Origin of the sequence: Saccharospirillum salsuginis, from assembly GCF_014651855.1 — a bacterium.
In the GTDB taxonomy this organism is placed as follows: domain Bacteria; phylum Pseudomonadota; class Gammaproteobacteria; order Pseudomonadales; family Natronospirillaceae; genus Saccharospirillum; species Saccharospirillum salsuginis.
This window is the reverse complement of the sequence record NZ_BMXR01000004.1, coordinates 60,039-80,585: the sequence shown is the minus strand read 5'-3', so window position 1 is coordinate 80,585 and position 20,547 is coordinate 60,039. Positions and strand designations below refer to the sequence as shown.

At 59.6% G+C, this 20,547-nt stretch carries 21 protein-coding genes; 1 reads left to right on the top strand and 20 read right to left on the bottom strand.

Annotated elements, in window-relative coordinates:
- Window positions 1-80 precede the first annotated feature (80 nt).
- Window positions 81-386 (top strand): PilZ domain-containing protein, encoded by a 306-nt coding sequence (locus tag IE111_RS08735; protein WP_189608183.1) that lies wholly within the window; start codon window positions 81-83, stop codon window positions 384-386.
- Window positions 387-413: 27 nt separating this feature from the next.
- On the opposite strand, the gene IE111_RS08730 is transcribed toward IE111_RS08735, so the two are convergent.
- From IE111_RS08730 to fliO, 20 genes are all read right to left on the bottom strand, one after another.
- On the bottom strand, window positions 414-1,181 hold the full coding sequence (locus IE111_RS08730; RefSeq protein ID WP_189608182.1) for an MlaA family lipoprotein: 768 nt from the start codon (window positions 1,179-1,181) through the stop codon (window positions 414-416).
- Between the two features lie 16 nt (window positions 1,182-1,197).
- A complete protein-coding gene (locus tag IE111_RS08725) occupies window positions 1,198-1,650 on the bottom strand; it encodes a hypothetical protein (protein ID WP_189608181.1) in 453 nt (150 codons plus the stop codon).
- A gap of 189 nt (window positions 1,651-1,839) precedes the next feature.
- Complete coding sequence (locus IE111_RS08720; RefSeq protein WP_189608180.1) at window positions 1,840-2,319, bottom strand: chemotaxis protein CheW; 480 nt, start codon at window positions 2,317-2,319, stop codon at window positions 1,840-1,842.
- 244 nt (window positions 2,320-2,563) lie between these two features.
- Complete coding sequence (locus IE111_RS08715) at window positions 2,564-3,415, bottom strand: chemotaxis protein CheW (RefSeq protein ID WP_189608179.1); 852 nt, start codon at window positions 3,413-3,415, stop codon at window positions 2,564-2,566.
- Between the two features lie 78 nt (window positions 3,416-3,493).
- Window positions 3,494-4,264 (bottom strand): ParA family protein, encoded by a 771-nt coding sequence (locus IE111_RS08710; RefSeq protein WP_189608178.1) that lies wholly within the window; start codon window positions 4,262-4,264, stop codon window positions 3,494-3,496.
- A 240-nt stretch (window positions 4,265-4,504) separates the two neighbouring features.
- Window positions 4,505-5,341, bottom strand: coding sequence for an OmpA family protein (locus IE111_RS08705; protein WP_189608177.1), 837 nt, complete (start codon window positions 5,339-5,341; stop codon window positions 4,505-4,507).
- On the bottom strand, window positions 5,338-6,072 hold the full coding sequence (locus IE111_RS08700) for a flagellar motor protein (protein WP_189608176.1): 735 nt from the start codon (window positions 6,070-6,072) through the stop codon (window positions 5,338-5,340). Before IE111_RS08700 ends, IE111_RS08705 begins: the two co-directional genes overlap by 4 nt.
- Window positions 6,073-6,086: 14 nt before the next feature.
- Complete coding sequence (locus IE111_RS08695; protein ID WP_189608175.1) at window positions 6,087-7,130, bottom strand: protein-glutamate methylesterase/protein-glutamine glutaminase; 1,044 nt, start codon at window positions 7,128-7,130, stop codon at window positions 6,087-6,089.
- A 182-nt stretch (window positions 7,131-7,312) separates the two neighbouring features.
- Window positions 7,313-9,634: a chemotaxis protein CheA gene (locus IE111_RS08690; RefSeq protein WP_189608174.1), complete on the bottom strand. Its 2,322-nt coding sequence runs from the start codon at window positions 9,632-9,634 to the stop codon at window positions 7,313-7,315.
- Between the two features lie 11 nt (window positions 9,635-9,645).
- The gene (locus IE111_RS08685; protein ID WP_189608173.1) at window positions 9,646-10,548 is read right to left on the bottom strand and encodes a protein phosphatase CheZ; all 903 of its coding nucleotides are present in this window, start codon (window positions 10,546-10,548) and stop codon (window positions 9,646-9,648) included.
- A gap of 34 nt (window positions 10,549-10,582) precedes the next feature.
- Window positions 10,583-10,957, bottom strand: coding sequence for a chemotaxis response regulator CheY (gene cheY, locus IE111_RS08680; protein ID WP_444544499.1), 375 nt, complete (start codon window positions 10,955-10,957; stop codon window positions 10,583-10,585).
- Window positions 10,958-11,306: 349 nt separating this feature from the next.
- A complete protein-coding gene (locus IE111_RS08675; protein ID WP_189608519.1) occupies window positions 11,307-12,020 on the bottom strand; it encodes an RNA polymerase sigma factor FliA in 714 nt (237 codons plus the stop codon).
- A 22-nt stretch (window positions 12,021-12,042) separates the two neighbouring features.
- A complete protein-coding gene (locus IE111_RS08670) occupies window positions 12,043-12,867 on the bottom strand; it encodes a MinD/ParA family protein (RefSeq protein ID WP_189608171.1) in 825 nt (274 codons plus the stop codon).
- 38 nt (window positions 12,868-12,905) lie between these two features.
- Window positions 12,906-14,261: a flagellar biosynthesis GTPase FlhF gene (gene flhF, locus IE111_RS08665; RefSeq protein ID WP_189608170.1), complete on the bottom strand. Its 1,356-nt coding sequence runs from the start codon at window positions 14,259-14,261 to the stop codon at window positions 12,906-12,908.
- Window positions 14,262-14,271: 10 nt separating this feature from the next.
- Window positions 14,272-16,524 carry a flagellar biosynthesis protein FlhA gene (flhA, locus tag IE111_RS08660; protein WP_189608169.1) on the bottom strand — a complete coding sequence of 751 codons (2,253 nt, stop codon included), beginning with the start codon at window positions 16,522-16,524 and terminating at the stop codon, window positions 14,272-14,274.
- Window positions 16,525-17,077: 553 nt separating this feature from the next.
- Window positions 17,078-18,217, bottom strand: coding sequence for a flagellar biosynthesis protein FlhB (flhB, locus tag IE111_RS08655; RefSeq protein ID WP_189608168.1), 1,140 nt, complete (start codon window positions 18,215-18,217; stop codon window positions 17,078-17,080).
- A 23-nt stretch (window positions 18,218-18,240) separates the two neighbouring features.
- Window positions 18,241-19,014: a flagellar biosynthetic protein FliR gene (gene fliR, locus IE111_RS08650; RefSeq protein WP_189608167.1), complete on the bottom strand. Its 774-nt coding sequence runs from the start codon at window positions 19,012-19,014 to the stop codon at window positions 18,241-18,243.
- An 8-nt stretch (window positions 19,015-19,022) separates the two neighbouring features.
- Window positions 19,023-19,292: a flagellar biosynthetic protein FliQ gene (locus IE111_RS08645; protein WP_189608166.1), complete on the bottom strand. Its 270-nt coding sequence runs from the start codon at window positions 19,290-19,292 to the stop codon at window positions 19,023-19,025.
- Window positions 19,293-19,305: 13 nt separating this feature from the next.
- On the bottom strand, window positions 19,306-20,022 hold the full coding sequence (gene fliP / locus IE111_RS08640; protein ID WP_373300889.1) for a flagellar type III secretion system pore protein FliP: 717 nt from the start codon (window positions 20,020-20,022) through the stop codon (window positions 19,306-19,308).
- 25 nt (window positions 20,023-20,047) lie between these two features.
- The gene (gene fliO, locus IE111_RS08635; RefSeq protein WP_189608165.1) at window positions 20,048-20,536 is read right to left on the bottom strand and encodes a flagellar biosynthetic protein FliO; all 489 of its coding nucleotides are present in this window, start codon (window positions 20,534-20,536) and stop codon (window positions 20,048-20,050) included.
- Window positions 20,537-20,547 lie beyond the last annotated feature (11 nt).

The window sequence follows — 20,547 nt, the reverse complement described above, 5'->3', positions numbered from 1 at the left end:
TCGCACCCGACTGACGGCTTTCCCGGCAACTTGCCGGCTTCTTGATCGAGGCCACAGCGCCCTTCTCCGACGAGGTGACAATGAGTACAGCGGATCGGGAATACAGCGAAAAACGCGATTTCATTCGCATGACCATGAACGCCCAGGCCCAGGTATACCTGGATGGGGAACCCCAACCCCTGATCGGCCAGTGCAGCGACCTGAGCGCCACCGGTATGAGCCTGAGTCTGGATCGACCGGTGCCCGAAAACACGGAGCTACGGGTTGTGATTCAGTCACCCAATGAGCAGTTCCAATCACTGGATGCGCGCGCCATCGTCATCCGCAGTGTGGCGGGCGACGACGGCCGGTACTTCCTCGGGCTTCAAATCAAGAACCTGACCTGAAGCGAACGGCCGCATCACCGGGGCGGCCTAGAAAGATTCGTCGACGAACCCTTCCTCGTCGACGTCTTCTTTGCGGTCGGTACTGTCAATAAAGCTGTCCGACAAGCTCTGACCGTCCTGTACGTCATATTCCCGCTTGGACAGATAAGCCTCGCGTATCACCAGATATTTGTCGCCACTGAGCAACCCTTCCGAAGCCAACAGATCCGCCCGGGTCTGGATGCCATCGAGAGCCGCCAGCCCGCCCCGTTCCAGCACGTTCAACTCGGTGTACTGCAGGGGACTGAGCCAGACATCCGCCAATGTGCCGGAGCCGTCACGCAGGGTGGACGGCCCGACAATCGGCACTACCAGATAAGGCCCCGTCGGTACGCCCCAGCGGCCTAGCGTCTGGCCAAAGTCTTCCCGTTCGACCGGCAGTCCGATTTTCGTGGCGACGTCGAACAGCCCCCCGATCCCGACCGTGGTATTGATCATAAACCGGCCGGAGGAGGACAGCGTTGCCTTCCACTTACCCTGAAACAGATTATTGGTGGCGTTGCGCACCTCCCCGATGTTACCGAAGAAATTGCGCACCCCCCGTTCGAACGGGTCCGGCGTGAATTGGGTATAGACTTCGGAGACCGGTTTGAGAACGGCCTGGTCGATTGCGTCGTTGAAGACGAAAACAGCCCGGTTCACGGGCTCGAGGGGATCTTTATCACTGGCGGCCCAGGCGGCATTGAAGCCAACCGGGCTCGACAACACGATACAGACGACGAGGAGACGTCGGGGGAACTGGGTCCATTTCAGCATCGAGCGATGTTCAACCTCAGGCTGTGGTTCGGTAATCCTTCATCCAGTCAGCCAGGGCTTGTTCGGCACGGCTAGGTTGATTCTGGTCGTTGGACCGGATGTCGGGGGTCTTGGTCCGCGGACTGGAAATGGGCGCTTCCTCGGGGGCCGGACCATAGCCGTTCAGCAATTGCTCAAACGCACTGGGTTGCTTCCTGGCCGGGGCCGGGGCTGGAGTGGTATCGACCTGCTTGCGCATCCGTTTTTCCAGATGCTTCACACGATGACCCACCCCGATGGCACCTTGATTCATCATCTTCATTTCCTGACGAAAGTAGCGATGCTGGCTGACCAGCTTCTGCTCCAGACGGCGGATCTTACGAGCATGATGCCAGAGGTTGGCCGCCAGAAGCAAAACCAGCGTGCCCAGGATAACAACGGTGCTGTTGGATTGAATCAGGCTTTGAACAGTGCCGACGGTGGATTCCATGGGATGGCCTCTCGGATTTTTGACGCTTGAGAGGCCTTATGCACAAGCCAGGCCAGTTACAACGTTTGCTATGCCGGCGGCGAGGGATGGATGCGGGCAATCTTGGATCAAGGGTGGGGATGTGGCCGATTGAGACCTTTCCCTGTCGCGGGGGCGCCTTTCCTTGGCGGGTATGTTTGTCGCTTTCGTTTAAAGCTCGGCGATCTCCTGCCATTCCCGCTCGGTGAGCAGTTTTTCGATCTCGATGAGGATGAGCAGGGTGTCGTTTTTGTGGCACACACCCTGGATGTAGCGAGAGCTTTCGTCGTTGCCGACGTTGGGGGCGGTTTCGATTTCGGATTCGCGCAGATAGACGACTTCGGCGACGGAGTCGACCATGATGCCGACCACCTGGTCGTCGGATTCCAGGATGACGATGCGGGTGTTGTCGGTGACTTCTTCCGGGGCGAGGCCGAAGCGTTCGCGGGTGTCAATGACGGTGACGACGTTGCCGCGCAGGTTGATGATGCCGATGACGTAGCTGGGAGCGCCGGGTACGGGGGCGATCTCGGTGTAACGCAGGACTTCGCGGACCTGCATGACGTTGATGCCGTAGGTTTCGTTTCCTAGGCGGAAGGTGACCCATTGGAGGATGGGATCGTCACCGGATTTCGCTGTTTGGGCTGTCATGATTCAATCCTCTTGGATTCTAACGTACAACTATAGTTCACCCGTGGTGTTGGTCCAACCTCGGGGATTGTCCTCTGTTTGTCCCGCTAAGTGGTTTAACCCACATCCGGGAACGGGGAGCCTCATCCGGGGTCGCCGTGAATACGTCCATGTAGGCTTGACGGCGGCATCCATGCCGCCCACATCCCCGGCTGAGGCTCCCCGTCCTCGGCTGTTAGCCTATTCCGCCATTCTCTCGTTCATTTCACACCAACGCCGTTTTAGCGAAAGCATTCAAGTCCACAAGCGCGCACATTTGGTCGATCACCGTACCCGCCAACCAGGGTCGACTGGTGCGTTTGGTGCGCCATTTGACGTCTTCTGGCTCCAGGGTTATGGAGCCTTCGATGGCGTGGCAGCCGAAGGCCCAGTCGGAGCCATGTACACCGACGGCGTATGCGAGGTTTTCTGCGCTCTCGGGTCGGTAGCGTTCAGGCATGACGAGCCGGGCGGTGTCGACGACGCGGATGTTCTTTTTGTCCTGCTGGATGGGTAACAGCCCGAGGAACCATTTCGGTTGGTCGAACAGGGGTGTGAGTTCGCGCTCCAGCGGGTGGATGTTGCCGAGCAATAACAGCGGGACGGCGAGTTTGAGGCCGTCCACGACGAAGACGAGGCAGTCGAACCGTTCCTGGGCCCAGGCCGGACGACCGTTGTCGAGCCAGCGGCTGAGGTCGTGCGGGTCGATCTCGTCCACGGGTTCCGGGGTGGCTTCTTCGGTTTCAGGCTCGGTGGCGACCGGCTCGATTTCGGGCTCGACCTCTGGTTCCGGCTCGGGTGCCACAGGTTGAGGGGCCGGATCGGCCTTGAGTCGGGTTTGGGGCTCGGGTTCCGGTTCGGGTTCAGCGAGAGCCTGCTCCGGCACGGGGTCCGATGTTACCGGGAGTTCGACCGGCTCGTAGGGCCAGTCGTAGGTTTCCTCGGTTTGGCTCTGCGTGGCTTCGTGCAGCATGGCGTCGAGGTAGTTGGCGAGCGTTTTGTCGGCGGCCAATTCTCTCGTTTGGGTACGATGCTGACGGTTGTCCGGCTTGTCTTTGCGCGAGGCATGGGCGTTCATGGCATGCCCCCTGCCCCGCCGGGTCTGTCTGTTCTGAGCTGCATGTCACAGGTACGGCACAACGTCATGATCAGCTCTCTAATCCGTGGACAACAGGGATTTTAGCAGGGACTGGTAGGCGCGCGCACCGCGACTGTCGGGGGACAGGGCGGAAATGGAGACGCCTTCGCGGCTGGCGTCGCGCAGCCGGGTGTCTACGGGTATGGCGCTTTGCCAGATGTGGCCTTCGTACTGTTCGCGCAGGCTGCGCAGGGTCTTGATGGAGGCCTGGGTACGGCGGTCGAACATGGTCGGGATGATGAGGTAGTCGAGGCTTCGTTTTTGCGAGGCGGTGACCATCTGGATGGTGTGAACCATGCGTTCGAGGCCCTTGAGGGCGAGAAATTCGGTCTGGACCGGCACGAGCAGGCGTTTGCAGGCGGCCAGGGAGTTGATCAGCAGGACGCCGAGCAGCGGCGGTGTGTCGATCAGGGCGTAGTCGAAGTCGTCCCACAGGCGCGCCAGTGTTTTGGAGACGACGAGGCCCATGCCTTCCTGTTGGCTGACGTTGCGTTCGAGTGTGGCCAGGGCGGTACTGGCGGGCAACAGGGACATACCGGGCTGGCTGGTTTCGAGCAGCAGTTGGCCGGGCAGGTCGTCGGGGACCTTGCCTTTGTTCATGAACAGGTCGAAGACGCTGTGGCTGAGGTCGTCGGGGTTGTTGCCGAAGTAGCTGGTGAGGGAGCCCTGGGGGTCGAGGTCGAACACGAGGACACGATGGCCCTTTTCGGCGAGCATGGCGCCGAGGGTGACGACGGAGGTGGTTTTACCGACCCCCCCTTTTTGATTGGCAACGGACCAAACATGCATGGTTCTTTTCCTGTCTACACCTCAGTTTTAGCTGGGTTTCCAACTGTGCCGGGAACCCGCGCCTGCTGCCGGTGGTGCTCCAGCCGGGTCGCCGTGAATACATCCTTGTAGGCTAGACCGCAGCATCCATGCTGCGGACTTCCCGGCTGGAGCACCACCGGCATCAGTCGCTTGCCATCTCGATTACCGCTAAAAATATCTAAACACTCATAGCGGTGTACCAGCTTTTGTATCTATTCGTTAAGGCTCAGCAAATTCCGGTCCAGTTTGTCCACCCTGCCCTGCTTCCCCCGGCACGGTCAGGATATTGGGGCCGCCGAGCCGGGTGACGACGATGCTGACGCGCCGGTTGCGCTCGGCCCGGACCGGGTTGGTTTCGTCGAATTGGGGTTGAAACTCCCCGAATCCGACGGCGGACAAGCGCTGGCCGGAAACGCCAGCCTGTTGCAGGTAGCGGACAACATTGGCCGCTCGCATGGCCGACAGTTCCCAGTTGGTGTCGAATTCTCCGCCTGCCGGGCTCTGGTCGGTGTAGCCTTCGACGGCGACCGGGTTGTTGAGCGGTGCCAGTATTTTGGCGATTTCGTACAACAGGGCTTCGGCTTCATCCGTTATATCGGCCGATCCCGGTGAAAATAAAATGGGTTCCTGCAGATTGATTTCGAGCCAGTTTTCGGTGCCGCTGACGCTGATCAGTTGATCCTGGATGAGTTGCTGGAACTGGCTTTCGGTGCGCTGACGAATGTCCAGGAGGGTGGATTCCTGGTGGTAGGGTTCGGTATCGGCAAGGTCTTCCCGGGTGCTGGGTATGGGTTCGGGGCGATACAGGGGGTTGAAGAGGTCCGGGCCCTGGGGTGTGCCTTCAAGTTCGATGGGTTCGATGGCGCTGGGTTCGACGTCGAATATTTGCAGCAGGGTGCGGCTGACGTTGCGGAATTTCTCTTCGTTGATGTTGGATATGGCGTACAGGAATGCGAAGAAGGCGAACAGGAGTGTGAGAAAGTCCGCGTAGGAGATCATCCAGCGGAGCTGTTGCGAGCCTTCGAAGCGTTGCTGGCGACGGCGGCGGCGTTTCACTCTCGATACTCCCGTAGGCGACGCTCCAGTACGCGTGGGTTTTCGCTGTCGGCGATGGCGAGGATGCCGTCGACGACCATTTCTTCGAACGCATAACGCTCTTCGGCGATGGACCGCAGGCGGTTGGCGACCGGCAGGAAGAAGAGGTTGGCCAGGCCGACGCCGTAGATGGTGGCGACGAAGGCGGTGGCGATGCCGGCCCCGAGGGCGGCGGTATTGTCGATCTGGGTCATGACTTGGATGAGTCCGAGGACGGCGCCGATGATGCCCATGGTGGGCGCGTAGCCACCCAGGGCGTCGAACAGCCGGGCGGCTTTAAGCCAGCGGGCTTCACGGGAGTCCATGGCGACTTCGAGGCTGTGCTGAATTTTCTCGGCGGTCTCGCCGTCGACCAGCAATTGCAAACCGAGGCGTATGAAGTCGTCGTCTTCCTGGTTGGAATCGGTTTCGAGGCTCAACAGGCCTTTGCGGCGCGCCACCTGGCACCAGCGCACGAGTTTGCCGGCCGCCTGTTCGAAGCTGAAGCCGCGCCCGTTGAAGATCGCCGGGAAGTAGCGCCAGGCCAGGGACCAGGTCTTGGCGTCTGATTGCACCAGGCCGGCGGCGATGGTACCGCCCAGCACGATCAGGGCGGCGGGCATGTTGGTCAGCGAGCCGGCCTGGCCACCTTCGAGCAGGTGGCCGCCGAAGACGGCGATCCAGGCGAGTACGAGTCCGGCGAATGCGATCATGGCAAGGCCTCGGTTTATCCGGTGACGACGTCCACCAGGCGACGAGCCACTTCGTTCAGAGGTACGGTCTCGTCCGCCAGGTTCGCCTTGACGATTGCAGAAGGCATGCCATCGATGACACAGGTACTGGATTCCTGCGCCCAGACCACACCTTCGGTCTGCTTGATCAGGCGTGCGCCTTCACGCCCGTCAGCGCCCATACCGGTCAGTACCACCGCCAGGATGTTCTTGCCGTAATACTTCACGGCGCTGCCGAAAGTAACATCCACCGAAGGTTTGTAGTTCAGTCGTTCATCGCCGTCGAACACCCGGATGCGACCCTTGCCGGCCAGCATCATCTGTTTGCCGCCCGGGGCTAGCAAGGCTTCGCCGGGTCTCAAAGTATCGCCGTCGGCGGCTTCGCGGACGGTGATCTTGCATTGTCGGTTCAGGCGATCGGCGAACGCTCCCGTGAACGACCCCGGCATGTGCTGAATCATCAGAATAGGCGCCGGAAAGTTGGCCGGAATCTGGGTGAGGATTTTCTGCAGCGCCACCGGCCCACCGGTGGAGGTACCGAGCATGACCAAATCGAAGCGTTGCGGGTAACGTTTTTGCCCCTTTCGGGGTGCCGCGGGAGCGGGTGCCGGGGCGGTCGCGGCCGCCATCGCACGAGGCTTGGCCTGGCCGGCAATGGCGATGATTTTCTCGCACAGGGCCTTTTTCAGGGCGGTGGGGCCTCCGGCGACGTTCTCGTAGCTTTTCGGCAGGTAGTCCACGGCCCCGGCGTCGAGGGCATCGAGTGTGACCCGGGCGCCGGCCTGGGTCAGGGAGGAGAACATCAAAATCGGCGTCGGCTGTTTGGTCATGATTTCCCTGACCGCCGAAATGCCGTCCATCATCGGCATTTCGTAATCCATCGTGATGACGTCCGGCTTCAGTTTGACCGCCTTTTCCACCGCTTCCCGACCGTTGGTGGCTTCGCCAATCACGTTCAACTGCGGATGTGAGTTGATCAGACCCCGGATACGCACCCGAAAAAAACTGGAGTCGTCGACAATCAACACCGAAATGGGCATTCATTTCTCCTCAAAATACAGAAGACCCGGTATCTTGCGAGCCACACCGGTGTCGTCGGTGCGGCCCTGCCGATACCGGGCCGGAATCCGGCTCACTCTAGCATACTGGCCGGACAGCCAGATCGGCGAATAACGTCGACACCGGCCGAATAATAGGTTGGCGGCATCCGATGGCCGCCCGGTCAGTTGCCGGCGTACGCTTTCAGCAGGCTGGGAACATCCAGAATCAGGGCGATGCGGCCGTCGCCGGTGATGGTGGCGCCGGCCATGCCCTCGGTCCCCTGCAACATCTGGCCCAGAGGTTTGATGACGACCTCTTCCTGGCCGATGAGTGTATCGACCACAAAACCGACTTTCTGGGTGCCCACGGACACCACGACGACATGCCCTTCTTCGGGAACATCGGCGTGGCTGGTACCGCGAATCAACCAGCGCTTGAGATAGTACAGCGGCAACGGTTTACCGCGCACCATCACCACTTCCTTGCCGTCCACGACATTGGTTCGGGTCAGGTCCAGATGGAAGATCTCGTTCACGTTCACCAAAGGCAGTGCGAATGCCTGATCCTCAAGCATGACCATCAGGGTCGGCATGATGGCGAGTGTCAGCGGCACCTTGATTTTAATGGTGGTGCCCCGCCCCTGTTCGGAATCGATATCGATCGTACCGTTCAGTTGGCTGATCTTGGTTTTGACCACGTCCATGCCGACACCGCGCCCGGAGATGTCGGAGATTTCCGTTTTGGTACTGAAACCGGGTGCGAAGATCAGGTTGTAGCATTCTTTATTGCTGAGCCGGTCGGCGGCTTCCTGGTCCATGACACCCCGATTCACGGCGATTTCGCGCAGTTTGTCCGGGTTCATGCCGCCGCCGTCGTCGCGGATGGTCAGCAGAATATGGTCGCCTTCCTGCTCGGCGGACAGGATCACGCGGCCCATACGGGGTTTGCCCGCCGCTTCACGCACGTCCGGCATCTCGACACCATGGTCGACCGAGTTGCGCACCAAATGCACCAGGGGGTCGGCCAGGGCATCGACCAGGTTCTTGTCGAGGTCGGTATCTTCGCCAATCAATTCCAGATTGACTTCTTTTTTCATATTGCGCGCCAGATCGCGCACAACCCGGGGGAAGCGCCCGAATACCTTCTTGATGGGCTGCATCCGGGTTTTCATGACCGAACTCTGCAAGTCCGCGGTCACGACATTCAGGTTGCCGACCGCCTTTTGCAGCGTCTCGCTTTCCAACTCGGAACCGAGCCGGACCAGACGGTTACGCACCAGCACCAGCTCACCGACCATGTTCATAATGTCGTCGAGACGCTTGGTATCCACGCGCACAGTGGTGTCCTGGGCACCGCCACTGGCTGCCGGCCGATCGGGCTGTTGTACCTTGGCGGCGGGCTTGTCGGCCTCAGGTTCGGCCTTCTTCGCGGCCGGCTCCGCTTTTTTCGCCGGAGCCTGCTTGGCGGCCGGTTCGGGCTTCTTGTCGGCGGGAGCCTTTTCAGCAGGCTTTTCAGCCGGTTTGTCGGCTGGCTTTTGCTGGCTGGTGTCGGGTTTGGATTCCGATTTACCTGCATCTTGGTCTGGCTTGGAGTCACTGTCAGTCGTACCGACCGCCCCCGCGTTGAACTTGCCCTTGCCGTGCAATTGGTCCAGCAGCGCCTCGAATTCGTCATCGGTGATTTCATCACCGCCTTTGTCGCTTGAGGTGTCCGGTTCGGCGGCCGATTGTTCGGGTTTGCCGGCTTTCTTGTCTGCTTTGTCTTCGACCGGTTTGTCGTCACCCTGGTCGGATTCACTTCCGACGGCACCGGGATTGAACTTCCCCTTGCCATGCAACTGGTCCAGCAACGCTTCGAATTCGTCTTCGGAAATTTCCTCGTCACCACCGGAATCGGTCGAGTCGCCGGCCGACTGGCCGGAAGATGGCTGGGTCGAGTCAGCCGCTTTGGCCTGGTCTTCGGGCGATATGGCGTCGAGCAGTTCCTCGAATTCACTGTCGGTGATGTCTTCACCTGCTTGCGGGGTTTCGGCGGCTTCGGATTCAGCGCCCTCGGCACCGTCGCTGTCATCAGTGTCGTCCGATCCCGAGGCCGAGAGGTCTTCTCCGGGTTTTTGCGGCTCGGCGTACTTGTGCAGCCAGTCCAGCAGGTCCGGATCGGCCGGTTCCGGCATGGCGCCGTTACTGACCGTGGCGAACATGTCGTTGACCGAGTCCAGCGCCTTGAGCACGGTGTCCATCAGGTCCGAATCGACCTGACGATGACCGTTACGCAGCGTATCGAACACGTTTTCGGCGGCGTGACAGCAATCGACCAGCGCCGTCAATTGCAGGAAGCCGGCGCCCCCTTTGACGGTATGGAAACCGCGAAAGATGGCATTGAGCAGATCGCGGTCGTCGGGAGAGCGTTCCAGTTCAATCAGCTGTTCAGACAACTGCTCCAGAATTTCCCCGGCCTCGACCAGGAAATCCTGTAATATTTCTTCATCAGCTTCGAAGCCCATGGCTACGCTCCCTAAAACCCAAGACTGGACAGCAGGTCATCGACGTCATCCTGGCTGGACACGACATCCTCGGCTTCGGTGTCGATTTGGGGGCCTTGCCCCTTGAGGTTGTCCTGTTCCGCCTTGACTTCGCCGTCTCTGACAATACCCGTGATTTCTTCCACCTGGCTGGCCATGAAGACCAGATCGACCAGGCTGGCTTCGACCTCCTTGACCAGCCCGGTGACCCGATTGATCACCTGACCGGTAAGATCCTGGAAGTCCTGCGCCAGGAGAATGCTGGACAAATTGCCGTAGAGTTTTTGGGAATGATCGCTGAGTTGGTTGAAAAAACCATCGAGCTGCCAATACAACTCACGAAATTCCTCGGCGCTCATGTCGCGGTCGATCAGCCGCTTCCACTCGCCTTTCAGACGTTCGGCCTCGGAGGCGAGCTCGTTGGCCACCGGCATACTTTCCTCGACCAGATCGAGCGTCGTGTTGGCGGCCTTCTCGGTCATCTTGATCACATAGCCGAGCCGGTCGGTGGCTTCGCTCATCTCGGAGAGCTCTTTGACCTGCTCCCCGGGTTCGGCGTCGATGTGGAAGTTGGTGATCGCGCTGTGCAATGCTCGGGTCAGCCGCCCCACCTCCTGATAGAGGCCGCGATCGCGGGCATCCTGCAGTTCCTGAAGCGTTTCCAGTGCGGATTCGATTTCCCCGGACTCGATACGCTGATGCAATTCGACGGCTTTCTGCTTGAGGACGGAGGAAAATTCACCGTCGGAGTGCGATTCGTTGCGCGCTTGCTGTAATTTCACCAGGATGGCGACCGCTTCTTCGAGGTTGTCGCCCTGGACTTGTTCCAGCAGGGCCGGCGCCAAGGACTTCAAAGTATCCTGGAATTCCTGCGATAGTTTACTTGCTTCCGCCATAGTGGCCTCTTGGTTGAACCCCGACTTCGCGACTTCAGCTATCCACCCGTTCGAATATCTTCTCGATCTTCTCCTTGAGAGCGGCGGCGGTGAAGGGTTTGACGACATAGCCGTTCACACCGGCCTGGGCAGCGGCCACGATCTGATCCCGTTTGGCTTCGGCCGTGACCATGAGCACCGGCGTCGTCTTCAGGCGTTCATCCGCCCGGATCTTTTTCAGCAGATCGATACCGGACATGCCCGGCATGTTCCAGTCGGTCACGACGAAATCGAAATCACCGCTTTGCAGCATGGGCCAGGCGGTTGTGCCGTCATCGGCTTCGTGGGTGTTGCTGAAGCCCAGGTCACGAAGCAAATTCTTGACAATGCGACGCATCGTCGAGAAATCGTCCACAACCAGGATTTTCATGTTTTTGTCCAAGATGACCTCCTATAGCCTCACCCGTAATGCTCGGTACACTGTTAATAATAGACGCTGATGACCGGCTAGCCAGTCCTGTCCGCTCCGAGCTCCCGGTTTCGGGGCCCGGCAAAGACAGGCTCGGGATTTGTCGCATCCCATTGGTGGCCAGCAGTACCCCGGCGGAGGCGTGCCTGTCAGCTTCCGCTGATACCCACTGTTTTTTGTATCGACCAGCGCTCGCAAAAGTTTAGGCACGTCATCCGGGTCGGTCGAAACCGGCGTAGTTTACCCCATAGCCGGAAGGGACACACGCCTGGAAAGAGGTCGGGAGAGGTTTGGAAAAGCCGGAGTAGAACTACCAGTCGCGCATACGGGCACGCAGCCGTGCGGCGGCCTGGGTATGGATCTGACTGATGCGGGATTCGCTGACCCCGAGTACGGCACCGATCTCTTTAAGGTTCAGCTCTTCGTCGTAATACAGCGACAACACCAGTTGCTCGCGTTCGGGTAACTGTTTGATAGCGTCGGCCAATTGGCGGTTCAACTGGTCGGACTCGACGTCCCGATGCGGTGCCGATTGCTGGCCCCGGTCAGCCTGGTAATCCTGCAGGTCGCCATTGCCCTGCTCCACCAGTTCCTCGAAACTGAACAGGCGCGAACCATGGGTGTCTTTCAGCAGGCTGTAATAGTCATCCAGGCTCATTTCGAGCGACTGGGCGACTTCGGAATCCTGGGCGTCCCGCCCCTCCCGCATTTCGATCTCGCGAATGGCGTCGGCGATGCGGCGGGAATTACGGTGCACGCTGCGCGGTATCCAGTCGCCCTTGCGCACTTCATCGAGCATGGCGCCGCGAATACGGATACCCGCGTAGGTCTCGAAGCTCGCGCCCTTGGAGTGGTCGTAATTCTGCGCCGCCTCGAACAGGCCGATCATGCCGGACTGAACCAGGTCTTCGAGTTGAACGCTTTCCGGCAGACGAGCCAACAGGTGATGTGCGATGCGTTTGACCAGCACACCGTGTTCGTCCACCAGTTGGTTGTAGTCAACCCGTTTTTCGGTCTGATACATAGTGTACTGTTGCACCGACATCTCAGGCCACTCCGGCGCCCTGCACCAGTCGCTCCACGAAGAATTCAAGATTACCGCGCGGTGATTGCGGCAGCGGCCAGGTTGCGACCTTTTGCGCCAGCGAACGATAGGCGATGGCCGCCTTGGACCGAGGATAGGCCTCGATCACCGCTTTCTGGCGTTGTACCGCCTTGCGCACGGACTCGTCCATCGGCACCGAGCCGACATACTGCAAAGTCACGTCCAGGAAGCGATCGGTCACCTTGACCAGTTTATTGAATAGATTCTGACCTTCTTTCGGCGTGCGGACCATGTTGGCCAGCACCCGGAAGCGATCCATCTTGCAGTCCCGGTTCAGAACCTTGATCAGGGCATAGGCGTCGGTGACCGAAGTCGGTTCATCGGTGACGACGATCAGCGTTTCCTGGGCAGCGCGCACAAAATTGGTCACAGTGCGGGAGATGCCAGCCGCGGTGTCGACGATCAGCACGTCCATCTGGTCGCCCAACTCGCTGAAGGCGCCAATGATGCCGGCATGCTCGCGTTCGCCGAGGTTGGCCATCTGCTGGGTGCCGGACGAGGCCGGGATAACCTTGATGCCACCTGGGCCCGGAACCATGATGTCCCTGAGTTCAGCCTCGCCGGCCAGGACATCGGCGATGTTCTTACCCGAGGAGATACCCAGCAGGACATCGATGTTGGCCAGACCCAGATCGGCGTCCAGCAACACCACCCGTTTGCCTTGTTCGGCCAGCGCCACGGCCACGTTGACTGAGACATTGCTCTTGCCAACGCCTCCTTTACCGCCGGTGACGGCCAGGACCTGTATCGGTTTCAAACCACTCATTCGATTCATCTTCTCCAGTTACCCGACAGTATAGGCATTCAGCTCGCGACAGCCAATTTCGGATGGGTCTGCGAGAGCCCCCGTGCCAATCGTTTGACCAGGCCGGCCGGATCGCAGCGGTGAATGTCCTTCGGGATGTTTTGTCCGTCGGTGCTGAACCACAGCGACCAGCGATGACGCAATACGCAATCGAAGATACTGCCAAAACAGGGCGCTTCATCCAGTTTGGTAATGATAGCGCCGGCTATATGGCGGCCCGGGAATGCCTGGACGAATTGTTTCAGGCTATCAGAATGTGCGGTCGCCGGCACTACCATGACGGTTTGCAGGCGCCGATCCAGGTCGGTGTCGGCCACGTCTTTCTTCCATTGACGCATGGCTTCCCGGCTGCCGCTGGTGTCGATCAGTACCAGCGAGCGACTTCCCAGGCCATCCAGCACCCGGCTCAGAGACTGTCCCTCTTTCACCCCGACAAATTCGACACCCAGTATCCGGGCGACCAGGGCCAGTGAATCCTGGGCGCCCAGTTGAAAATAGTCGGTACTGACGATGGTCACCCCTTCCGGCCCCTGCTCTTTCACGTAGCGAGCGGCCATTTTGGCCAGCGTCGTGGTCTTGCCGGCACCGGTCGGGCCACAGAGCGCAATCATGCCGCCCTGAGCCAGCGGGTCGAACATGGGAACCGACAAACCCGCCGCCAGACGCCCCAGGAGCCGACGCCAGTTGGTGTCGAGCGGTGTTTCGGGGTCGAAATGACGCAGCAGGGAGCGCTGCACAGAGCCGCTGAGACCCAGCGCCTGGAACCGCGCTTCCAGTCGTTCCAGTTGGGGCGATTGTCTGGGCATGGGCGGCTCGTTCAAAAAGTCGGTCTGGCGTTGCAACAGGCGGCGCAGGCTGTCGATCTCTTCGCGCATGACGGACATCAATTCGCGTTCCTGCTGCCGATCGAACCCCGCCGGCTGTTCCGCTCGGGGCGATGACGCCTCACGCGCCTCCACCGGTTGCGGCGTCGGTTCGGGTATGGGAGCCGGGCGTGCCCGGGGTGTCGGCTCCATGGGCTCCGGCCGTTCGACCGGTGTTTCGGGCTGCCCGAAAGCAGCCCGATTCTTGGGCGCCATGGCCTGCAGCAGTTCCTGAAGGGTATTCTGGTCCAGTTTGGACTGGCCGCCACCGGATTCGGACTGAGGTTTGGCTTTAATGATGGCATCCGGATCCGGCTCGGGCCCCCGCTGAGCTTCGTATTCAGCCAGATCGGCCTCATCGACGCCGGCGACGATTTCCAGCCCCTGCGCCAGTTTTTTGTTGGATAGGATGACCGCACCGGGCCCCAGGGCATCGGCGACCTGCTTCAATCCGACTTGCATGCTGGGCACGACAAAGCGTTTCACTTTCACGGGTTAATCCTCATTGTCCGCCGACCGTAGCCACGATGGTGATGTGTTTGTTGTCCGGTATTTCCTGGAAACTCAGTACTTTCAGGTTCGGTACGCCGTGACGAACGAAACGCGCCAACAGCATCCGTATCCCCGCCGAAACCAGCAATACCGCCGGCTTGCCTTCGCTTTCCAGGCGCTGGACGGTCTCTTGCAGCGATTGCTGCAGGCGTTCCGCCATCCCCGGTTCCAGGGCGATACCGTCAAGATTCCCGTCACTTCCGGCCTGTTGAACAGTCTTTTGCAACAACTGTTCCAATGATCGGTCCAACGTGATCACCGGGATTTCCCGTTCGTTGCCGACGATGCCCTGGACCACCAGCCGGGACAGCCCCATACGCGCGGCATTGGTCAGCGCATTAATGTCCTGGGTCTTCGGCTGCAGGTTGGTCAGCGATTCGGCGATGGTTCTCATATCCCGCACCGGAACCTGCTCCATCAGCAGGTTCTGCAAGACCTTGAGCAGTTGGCTGAGCGACAGGGTGTTGGGCACCAGTTCCTCTGCCAGCTTCGGCGATTTCTTGCCGAGCAGATCCAGCATCTGCTGGACCTCCTCATGGCCCAGTAGTTCGTGGGCATGTTGTTGCAACAGATGATTGACGTGGGTGGCCACCACGGTGCTGGAATCCACAACCGTGTAGCCCAGCGTCTGGGCCTTCTCTTTCTGGGTCGCTTCGATCCAGACCGCCTCCAGGCCGAATGCCGGGTCCGTGGTCTTGATGCCGTCCAGGGGGCCGAATACCTGACCCGGGTTGATCGCAAGCTCCCGATCCGGATAGACCTCGGCTTCGGCGATACCGACACCCATCAGCGTCAAACGATAGGCATTGGGCATCAGGTCCAGGTTATCCCGGATGTGTATGGACGGCACCAGAAAGCCCAGTTCCTGGGACAGCTTCTTGCGAATCCCCTTGATGCGTCCCAGCAGTTGGCCGCCTTGGCTGCGGTCCACCAGGGGAATCAGACGGTACCCCACTTCCAGGCCGACGATGTCCACCGGTTGAACGTCGTCCCAACTCAGTTCCCGGTTCTCGTCTTCCACCCGGGCCACGGGAGGTGCGCCCTCCACTTCGCCCTGCCGGGCCGACCCCGCGCCTCCGCCCGGCCCACCCGGACGGCCACCGCCGGCCCCGGCTTTCGGCGGCGGCGCACCGGGCAGGAAGGACTCGCCCAGCGCCAATTTCTGGCGGTATTGAATCAGCAGAGCCCCCAGCGCACACAGAAACGCCAGAGACAGGAAGACGAAATGGGGCATCCCCGGCAGGATGCCCATGATAAAAATCAGGAAGGCGGCGATGCCCAGCACTTTGGGTGTGGCGAACATCTGGTTGATGATCTGTTCGCCGATTTCCTGACTGTTACTGTTGCGGGTCACCATGATCGCCGCGGCAACCGACAACAGCAGACTGGGAATCTGGGCGACCAGGCCGTCACCAATGGTCAACAGAGCATAGCGCTGTACGGCCTGATTGAACTCCAGGTCGTGTTGCATCATGCCAATGGCCAGCCCGCCGAGAATGTTGATGGCCAGAATCAGCAGACCCGCTACGGCGTCGCCGCGTACGAATTTGGACGCACCGTCCATGGAGCCATAGAAATCGGCCTCCTGGGCGATTTCCGTCCGGCGCGTCTTGGCCGTTTCGGCGTCGATGAGGCCCGCGTTCAAATCGGCGTCGATCGCCATTTGCTTGCCCGGCATGGCATCCAGGGTAAAACGGGCGCTGACTTCCGAGACTCGACCGGCACCCTTGGTGACCACGACGAAGTTGATGATCATCAGGATGGCGAAGACGATGAAACCGACCGCATAGTTCCCGCCGATCAATACCTCGCCGAACGCTTCGATCACCTTACCGGCCGCATCCCCGCCTTCATGGCCGTAGAGTAATACGACCCGGGTCGAGGCGACGTTCAGGGCCAGGCGCAACAGGGTGGCGACGAGCAGAATGGACGGGAAGACGGCGAAGTCCAGCGGGCGCAGGACATAGATGGTGACCAGCAGGACGACGATGGACAAGGCGATGTTAAAGGTGAAAAAGGAGTCGAGGACGAACGGCGGTACGGGCAATGTCATCAACCCCAGTACCATCAACAGCATCAGCGGTACGCCGACCAGACGCTGCGTCATGATTTTGGCATTGGAGCGGGTGCTGTTCATGACCGCGGTACGGTCAAGTCCGCGAACCTGGTTGCCGAATCCTTTTACGTTATCGAATAGCGCCATCTGTCAATTTTCAGACGAATCAGGGAGTTATGTGATCTATCGCAAGGTTTGGGCCAATCGTCTTGGTTCAGTGGCGGGAATCCGTGTCGGGTGGCGGGTAGGCTTCAGTCGGTCGCTGCAAGTACATCCCTGTAAGCTCGGCGGCAGCCATCCATGGCTGCCGACGTCCGCCTGAAGTCTACCCGCCACCCGACACTCGATTTCGTGGTCGCTTATCCAACCCGTCCCTTTGCTTGGTTGAACCGTAGGTGGGATCGGTCCGACGTCTCGGTAGCCCGAAGGGCGTAATCCAACATCACGTCGGTGGCGATGAGTTGTCCTGTGGCTCCGTCATATCTGTTGGATTACGCTCCCGCTAATCCAACCTACTTGACTACTTGACCGGCTTTGCGGCGAGTGCCAGGTGGTGGGTATGTCTCAGTCGGACGTCGGCAGCCATGGATGGCTGCCGCCGAGTGTACATGGACGTATTCACAGCGACCGACTGAGGCATGCGCACCACCTGGCACGGATTCCTGGCAATCAAAGTAACGCTGGCGTGAGGGGAAAAGGGCTACTCATCCTCACGCAAGTCATTCGGAATGGGACAATCGGGTCGGCCTTCGGGTTTGGGGGCATGACCCTTTTTCCACTGCTCGGTCTGGTAGACGTAGGCAAGCACCTGGGCGACGGCGATGTAGAGCCCTTCGGGGATTTCGCCGCCGATCTCGGTATGATGGTAGATGGATCGGGCCAGCGGCGGAATTTCCATGACCGGTATCTTGTACTCGGTGGCGATTTCGCGAATCTTGAACGCGACCTGATCGACGCCTTTGGCGAGCATCACGGGTGCAGGCATGGCGTTGGGTTCGTATTTGAGCGCGACGGCGTAGTGTTCGGGGTTGGTGATGACGACATCGGCATCCGGTACGTCGGACATCATGCGGCGGTTGGCCATTTCGCGTTGCAGTTGGCGAATCTTGCTTTTGACTTCCGGCTTGCCTTCGGTGTTTTTGAATTCCTCTTTGACCTCCTGCATCGTCATGCGCAGTTTTTTGGTGTGGCTGTAGATCTGGAACGGAATGTCGAGCGCCGCGATGATCAGGGTGCTGCAGCACATCAGCAGGAAGGTCCAGGCCAGCAAAAAGGCGGCGTGTTTGACCGAGGGTTCGGTCGGTTCGAAGACCATGCTGATGAAATTGCCTTTCAGGCCAAACAACAGTATCGCGGAGATGGTACCGACCAGCAGGATCTTGCCCCACCCTTTCAACAATTCCACCAGTGAATTCAACGAGAACATCCGCTTGAGACCGGAAAGCGGGTTGAGCCGGCTGCCCTTGGGTGCGATGGCTTTGGTGGCGAAGTTCCAGCCGCCGAGACCGATGGGTCCGAAGAACGCGGCAACCAGCAGAAGGATGAACAACGGAATAAGCGACTTAAGCGCTTCGTAGGTCGAGACTTCCAGGTACCGCATGGCGACGGTGGTGTCCCAACTGGCGTAGGCGTCGAACCCGAAGTTGAATTTCATGATGTCCATCAGGGTCGCGGCCATGCCGGGGCCGAAAATCAGAAAGCCGGCGGCGGCGGCGACCAGGATCGCGGAGGTGTTCAGCTCCTTGGATCGGGCGATGTTGCCCTCTTCCTTGGCCTGCTTGAGTTTTCGTTCCGTGGGTTCTTCCGATCGCTCCTGGGAGCTGTCGTTTTCTTCGGCCACGATGCACTCTCCTCAGTTAAGCCTCAGTTAAGCAGCAATTCGCGCATAAAGCGCACGTGTTCGTTCAGCAGTTCCTGGACCATCGGAAAGGCGGCCCAATAGCTGGCCCAGACGATGACCAGACCGGCCAGCATGGTGATCGGAAAGCCGAGCACGAAAACGTTCAACTGCGGCGCGGCGCGGGTCATGATGCCGAACGTCAGGTTGACCAGCAGCAGCGCCGAAATGGCCGGCAGGGCCAGCATCAGCGAGGCCTGAAACAGCCAGGCTCCGAATTCGGCGACGGCCATGAAGCTTTCCCGGCTGAAGCTGACCGGGCCGACCGGCATGATCGAGAACGATTCGGCCATGACTTCGATCACGACCAGATGGCCATTGATGGCCAGAAACACCAGGGTCACCAATACCTGGTACCACTGACTGAGCACGGCCACGGAAATGCCGTTCGCCGGGTCGACCATGGATGCGAACCCCAGCCCCATCTGCATGGAGATGGTCTGACCGGCGAGGATGAAGACCTGGAGGATGGTAAGCACGATGTAGCCGAGCGTCAGACCAATCAGCACCTGCTGGGCGATGATGACCAGACTCTCCATACCCGTCACCTCGATGACCGGCATCGGCGGTAAAAGGGGTGACACCGCGATGGTCATCATAAAGGCCAGACCCAGACGGACGCGCGTCGGTACGACCTGGGCACCCAGCACCGGCACGATCATCAGAAAGGCGCCGATGCGAAAGAATGGCCACATGAAATGGCTGACCCAGCTGGCGATTTGCGCGTCGGATATTTCCATTCAGAGGGTCACCCGATCAATATGGGAATGTTCAACATCAATTGTCGGGTAAAATCCACCACCTTGCCGACAATCCAGGGGCCGGCGAATATCATCATCATCAATGTGATCAGCAGGCGGGGCAAAAAACTCAGTGTTTGCTCGTTGATCTGGGTGGCGGCCTGAAAGGTCGCCACCACCAGACCGGCCAGCAAGCTGGGGCCGATGATGATGGTCACGATCATGACGACGATGAACAGCGCTTCGGAAAACAGGTCCGCGATGTTGGCGGCTTCCATAGTCTGCGTCCTCCTAGGCGAAACTCGAAGCAACCGAGCCCATGATCATGGCCCAGCCGTCGACGAGTACGAACAGCATGATTTTGAACGGCAAGGAAATGATGATAGGGGACAGCATCATCATACCCATGGCCATCAGCACCGAAGCGACCACCAGGTCGATGATCAGAAAAGGAATGAACAACAGAAAGCCGATCTGAAACGCCGTCTTCAGCTCACTGGTGACGAACGCCGGTATCAGGATATTCAACGGCGTGTCCTCCGGCGTTTCGATCTGCCCTTCCTCATCGGCCAGACGAATAAACAACCCCAGATCATCCTCCCGGGTTTGCGCCAGCATGAAGCGCCGCATCGGACTGACGGCCCGATCGATGGCTTCCCGGGGCAGGATGTCTTCGTTGATGTAGGGCTGAATCGCCTGCTCGTTCACCTCGTTCAACACCGGAGACATGATGAAAAAGGTCAGAAACAAGGCCAGGCCGATGAGCATCTGGTTCGACGGTGTCTGCTGCAAACCGATGGCCTGCCGGAGAATGGCGAACACCACGATGATGCGGGTAAAACTGGTCATCATCATCAGCGCCGCCGGAATGAAAGTCAGCGCCGTCATGATCGCGAGGATCTGCAGCGTCACCGAATAGCGCTGGCCACCGTTGCCGTCCGAGGTGATGGTGATGGCGGGGATGCCCTGGGCTTCGACCAGCCCGGCGAAGAGGATCACCGGGACCAGAGCGAACAGGAACAGGAAAGAACGTCTAGCCGTTCTTGTCGGTATTGGAGTCTTGCTTGGGTGAGTGCTTGTGTTTCGCCAGCGGATCACTATCCAGCCCTTTCAATAAACCTTTCATCCGATCGGCGAATGGGCTGGCGACGGTGTTTTCCCCGATATCGATCGGCTCGTCGTAGCGATGCAAGGTGGTGATGCCGTTCGGCGTAACCCCCAGCAGGAGGTATTCATCGGCCGCCTTGACCAGCATCAGTTTCTCCCGGGTGCCCAGTGGCATGACCGACAGTACCTTGATGTGACGGTGGTTGAAGCCCGCACCGCCAGCCATTCGTCGTACTAACCAGCCACACGCAAAGATAAGGCCAATAATGAAAACCAGGGTCAGACCGAGCTTCATATAGTCGGACTGGCCGCCTGGTGCCGGGCTTTGGGCGAGCGCGACGGGCGTTGCCAGAAGCAATGCCGGCCAGGCGATCAGTTGCCCTGTCAATTTTTTGGTTCGGGTGTCAAAAAGCACGGAGTCTCTCT

Bases quoted from the DNA above. Each gene is read 5' to 3' on its own strand.
- IE111_RS08735 (WP_189608183.1), top strand. From the start codon at position 81: ATGAGTACAGCGGATCGGGAATACAGCGAAAAACGCGATTTCATTCGC.
- IE111_RS08730 (WP_189608182.1), bottom strand. From the start codon at position 1,181: ATGCTGAAATGGACCCAGTTCCCCCGACGTCTCCTCGTCGTCTGTATC.
- IE111_RS08725 (WP_189608181.1), bottom strand. From the start codon at position 1,650: ATGGAATCCACCGTCGGCACTGTTCAAAGCCTGATTCAATCCAACAGC.
- IE111_RS08720 (WP_189608180.1), bottom strand. From the start codon at position 2,319: ATGACAGCCCAAACAGCGAAATCCGGTGACGATCCCATCCTCCAATGG.
- IE111_RS08715 (WP_189608179.1), bottom strand. From the start codon at position 3,415: ATGAACGCCCATGCCTCGCGCAAAGACAAGCCGGACAACCGTCAGCAT.
- IE111_RS08710 (WP_189608178.1), bottom strand. From the start codon at position 4,264: ATGCATGTTTGGTCCGTTGCCAATCAAAAAGGGGGGGTCGGTAAAACC.
- IE111_RS08700 (WP_189608176.1), bottom strand. From the start codon at position 6,072: ATGATCGCATTCGCCGGACTCGTACTCGCCTGGATCGCCGTCTTCGGC.
- IE111_RS08695 (WP_189608175.1), bottom strand. From the start codon at position 7,130: ATGCCCATTTCGGTGTTGATTGTCGACGACTCCAGTTTTTTTCGGGTG.
- IE111_RS08690 (WP_189608174.1), bottom strand. From the start codon at position 9,634: ATGGGCTTCGAAGCTGATGAAGAAATATTACAGGATTTCCTGGTCGAG.
- IE111_RS08685 (WP_189608173.1), bottom strand. From the start codon at position 10,548: ATGGCGGAAGCAAGTAAACTATCGCAGGAATTCCAGGATACTTTGAAG.
- cheY (WP_444544499.1), bottom strand. From the start codon at position 10,957: ATGAAAATCCTGGTTGTGGACGATTTCTCGACGATGCGTCGCATTGTC.
- IE111_RS08675 (WP_189608519.1), bottom strand. From the start codon at position 12,020: ATGTATCAGACCGAAAAACGGGTTGACTACAACCAACTGGTGGACGAA.
- IE111_RS08670 (WP_189608171.1), bottom strand. From the start codon at position 12,867: ATGAGTGGTTTGAAACCGATACAGGTCCTGGCCGTCACCGGCGGTAAA.
- flhA (WP_189608169.1), bottom strand. From the start codon at position 16,524: ATGGCGCTATTCGATAACGTAAAAGGATTCGGCAACCAGGTTCGCGGA.
- fliR (WP_189608167.1), bottom strand. From the start codon at position 19,014: ATGGAAATATCCGACGCGCAAATCGCCAGCTGGGTCAGCCATTTCATG.
- IE111_RS08645 (WP_189608166.1), bottom strand. From the start codon at position 19,292: ATGGAAGCCGCCAACATCGCGGACCTGTTTTCCGAAGCGCTGTTCATC.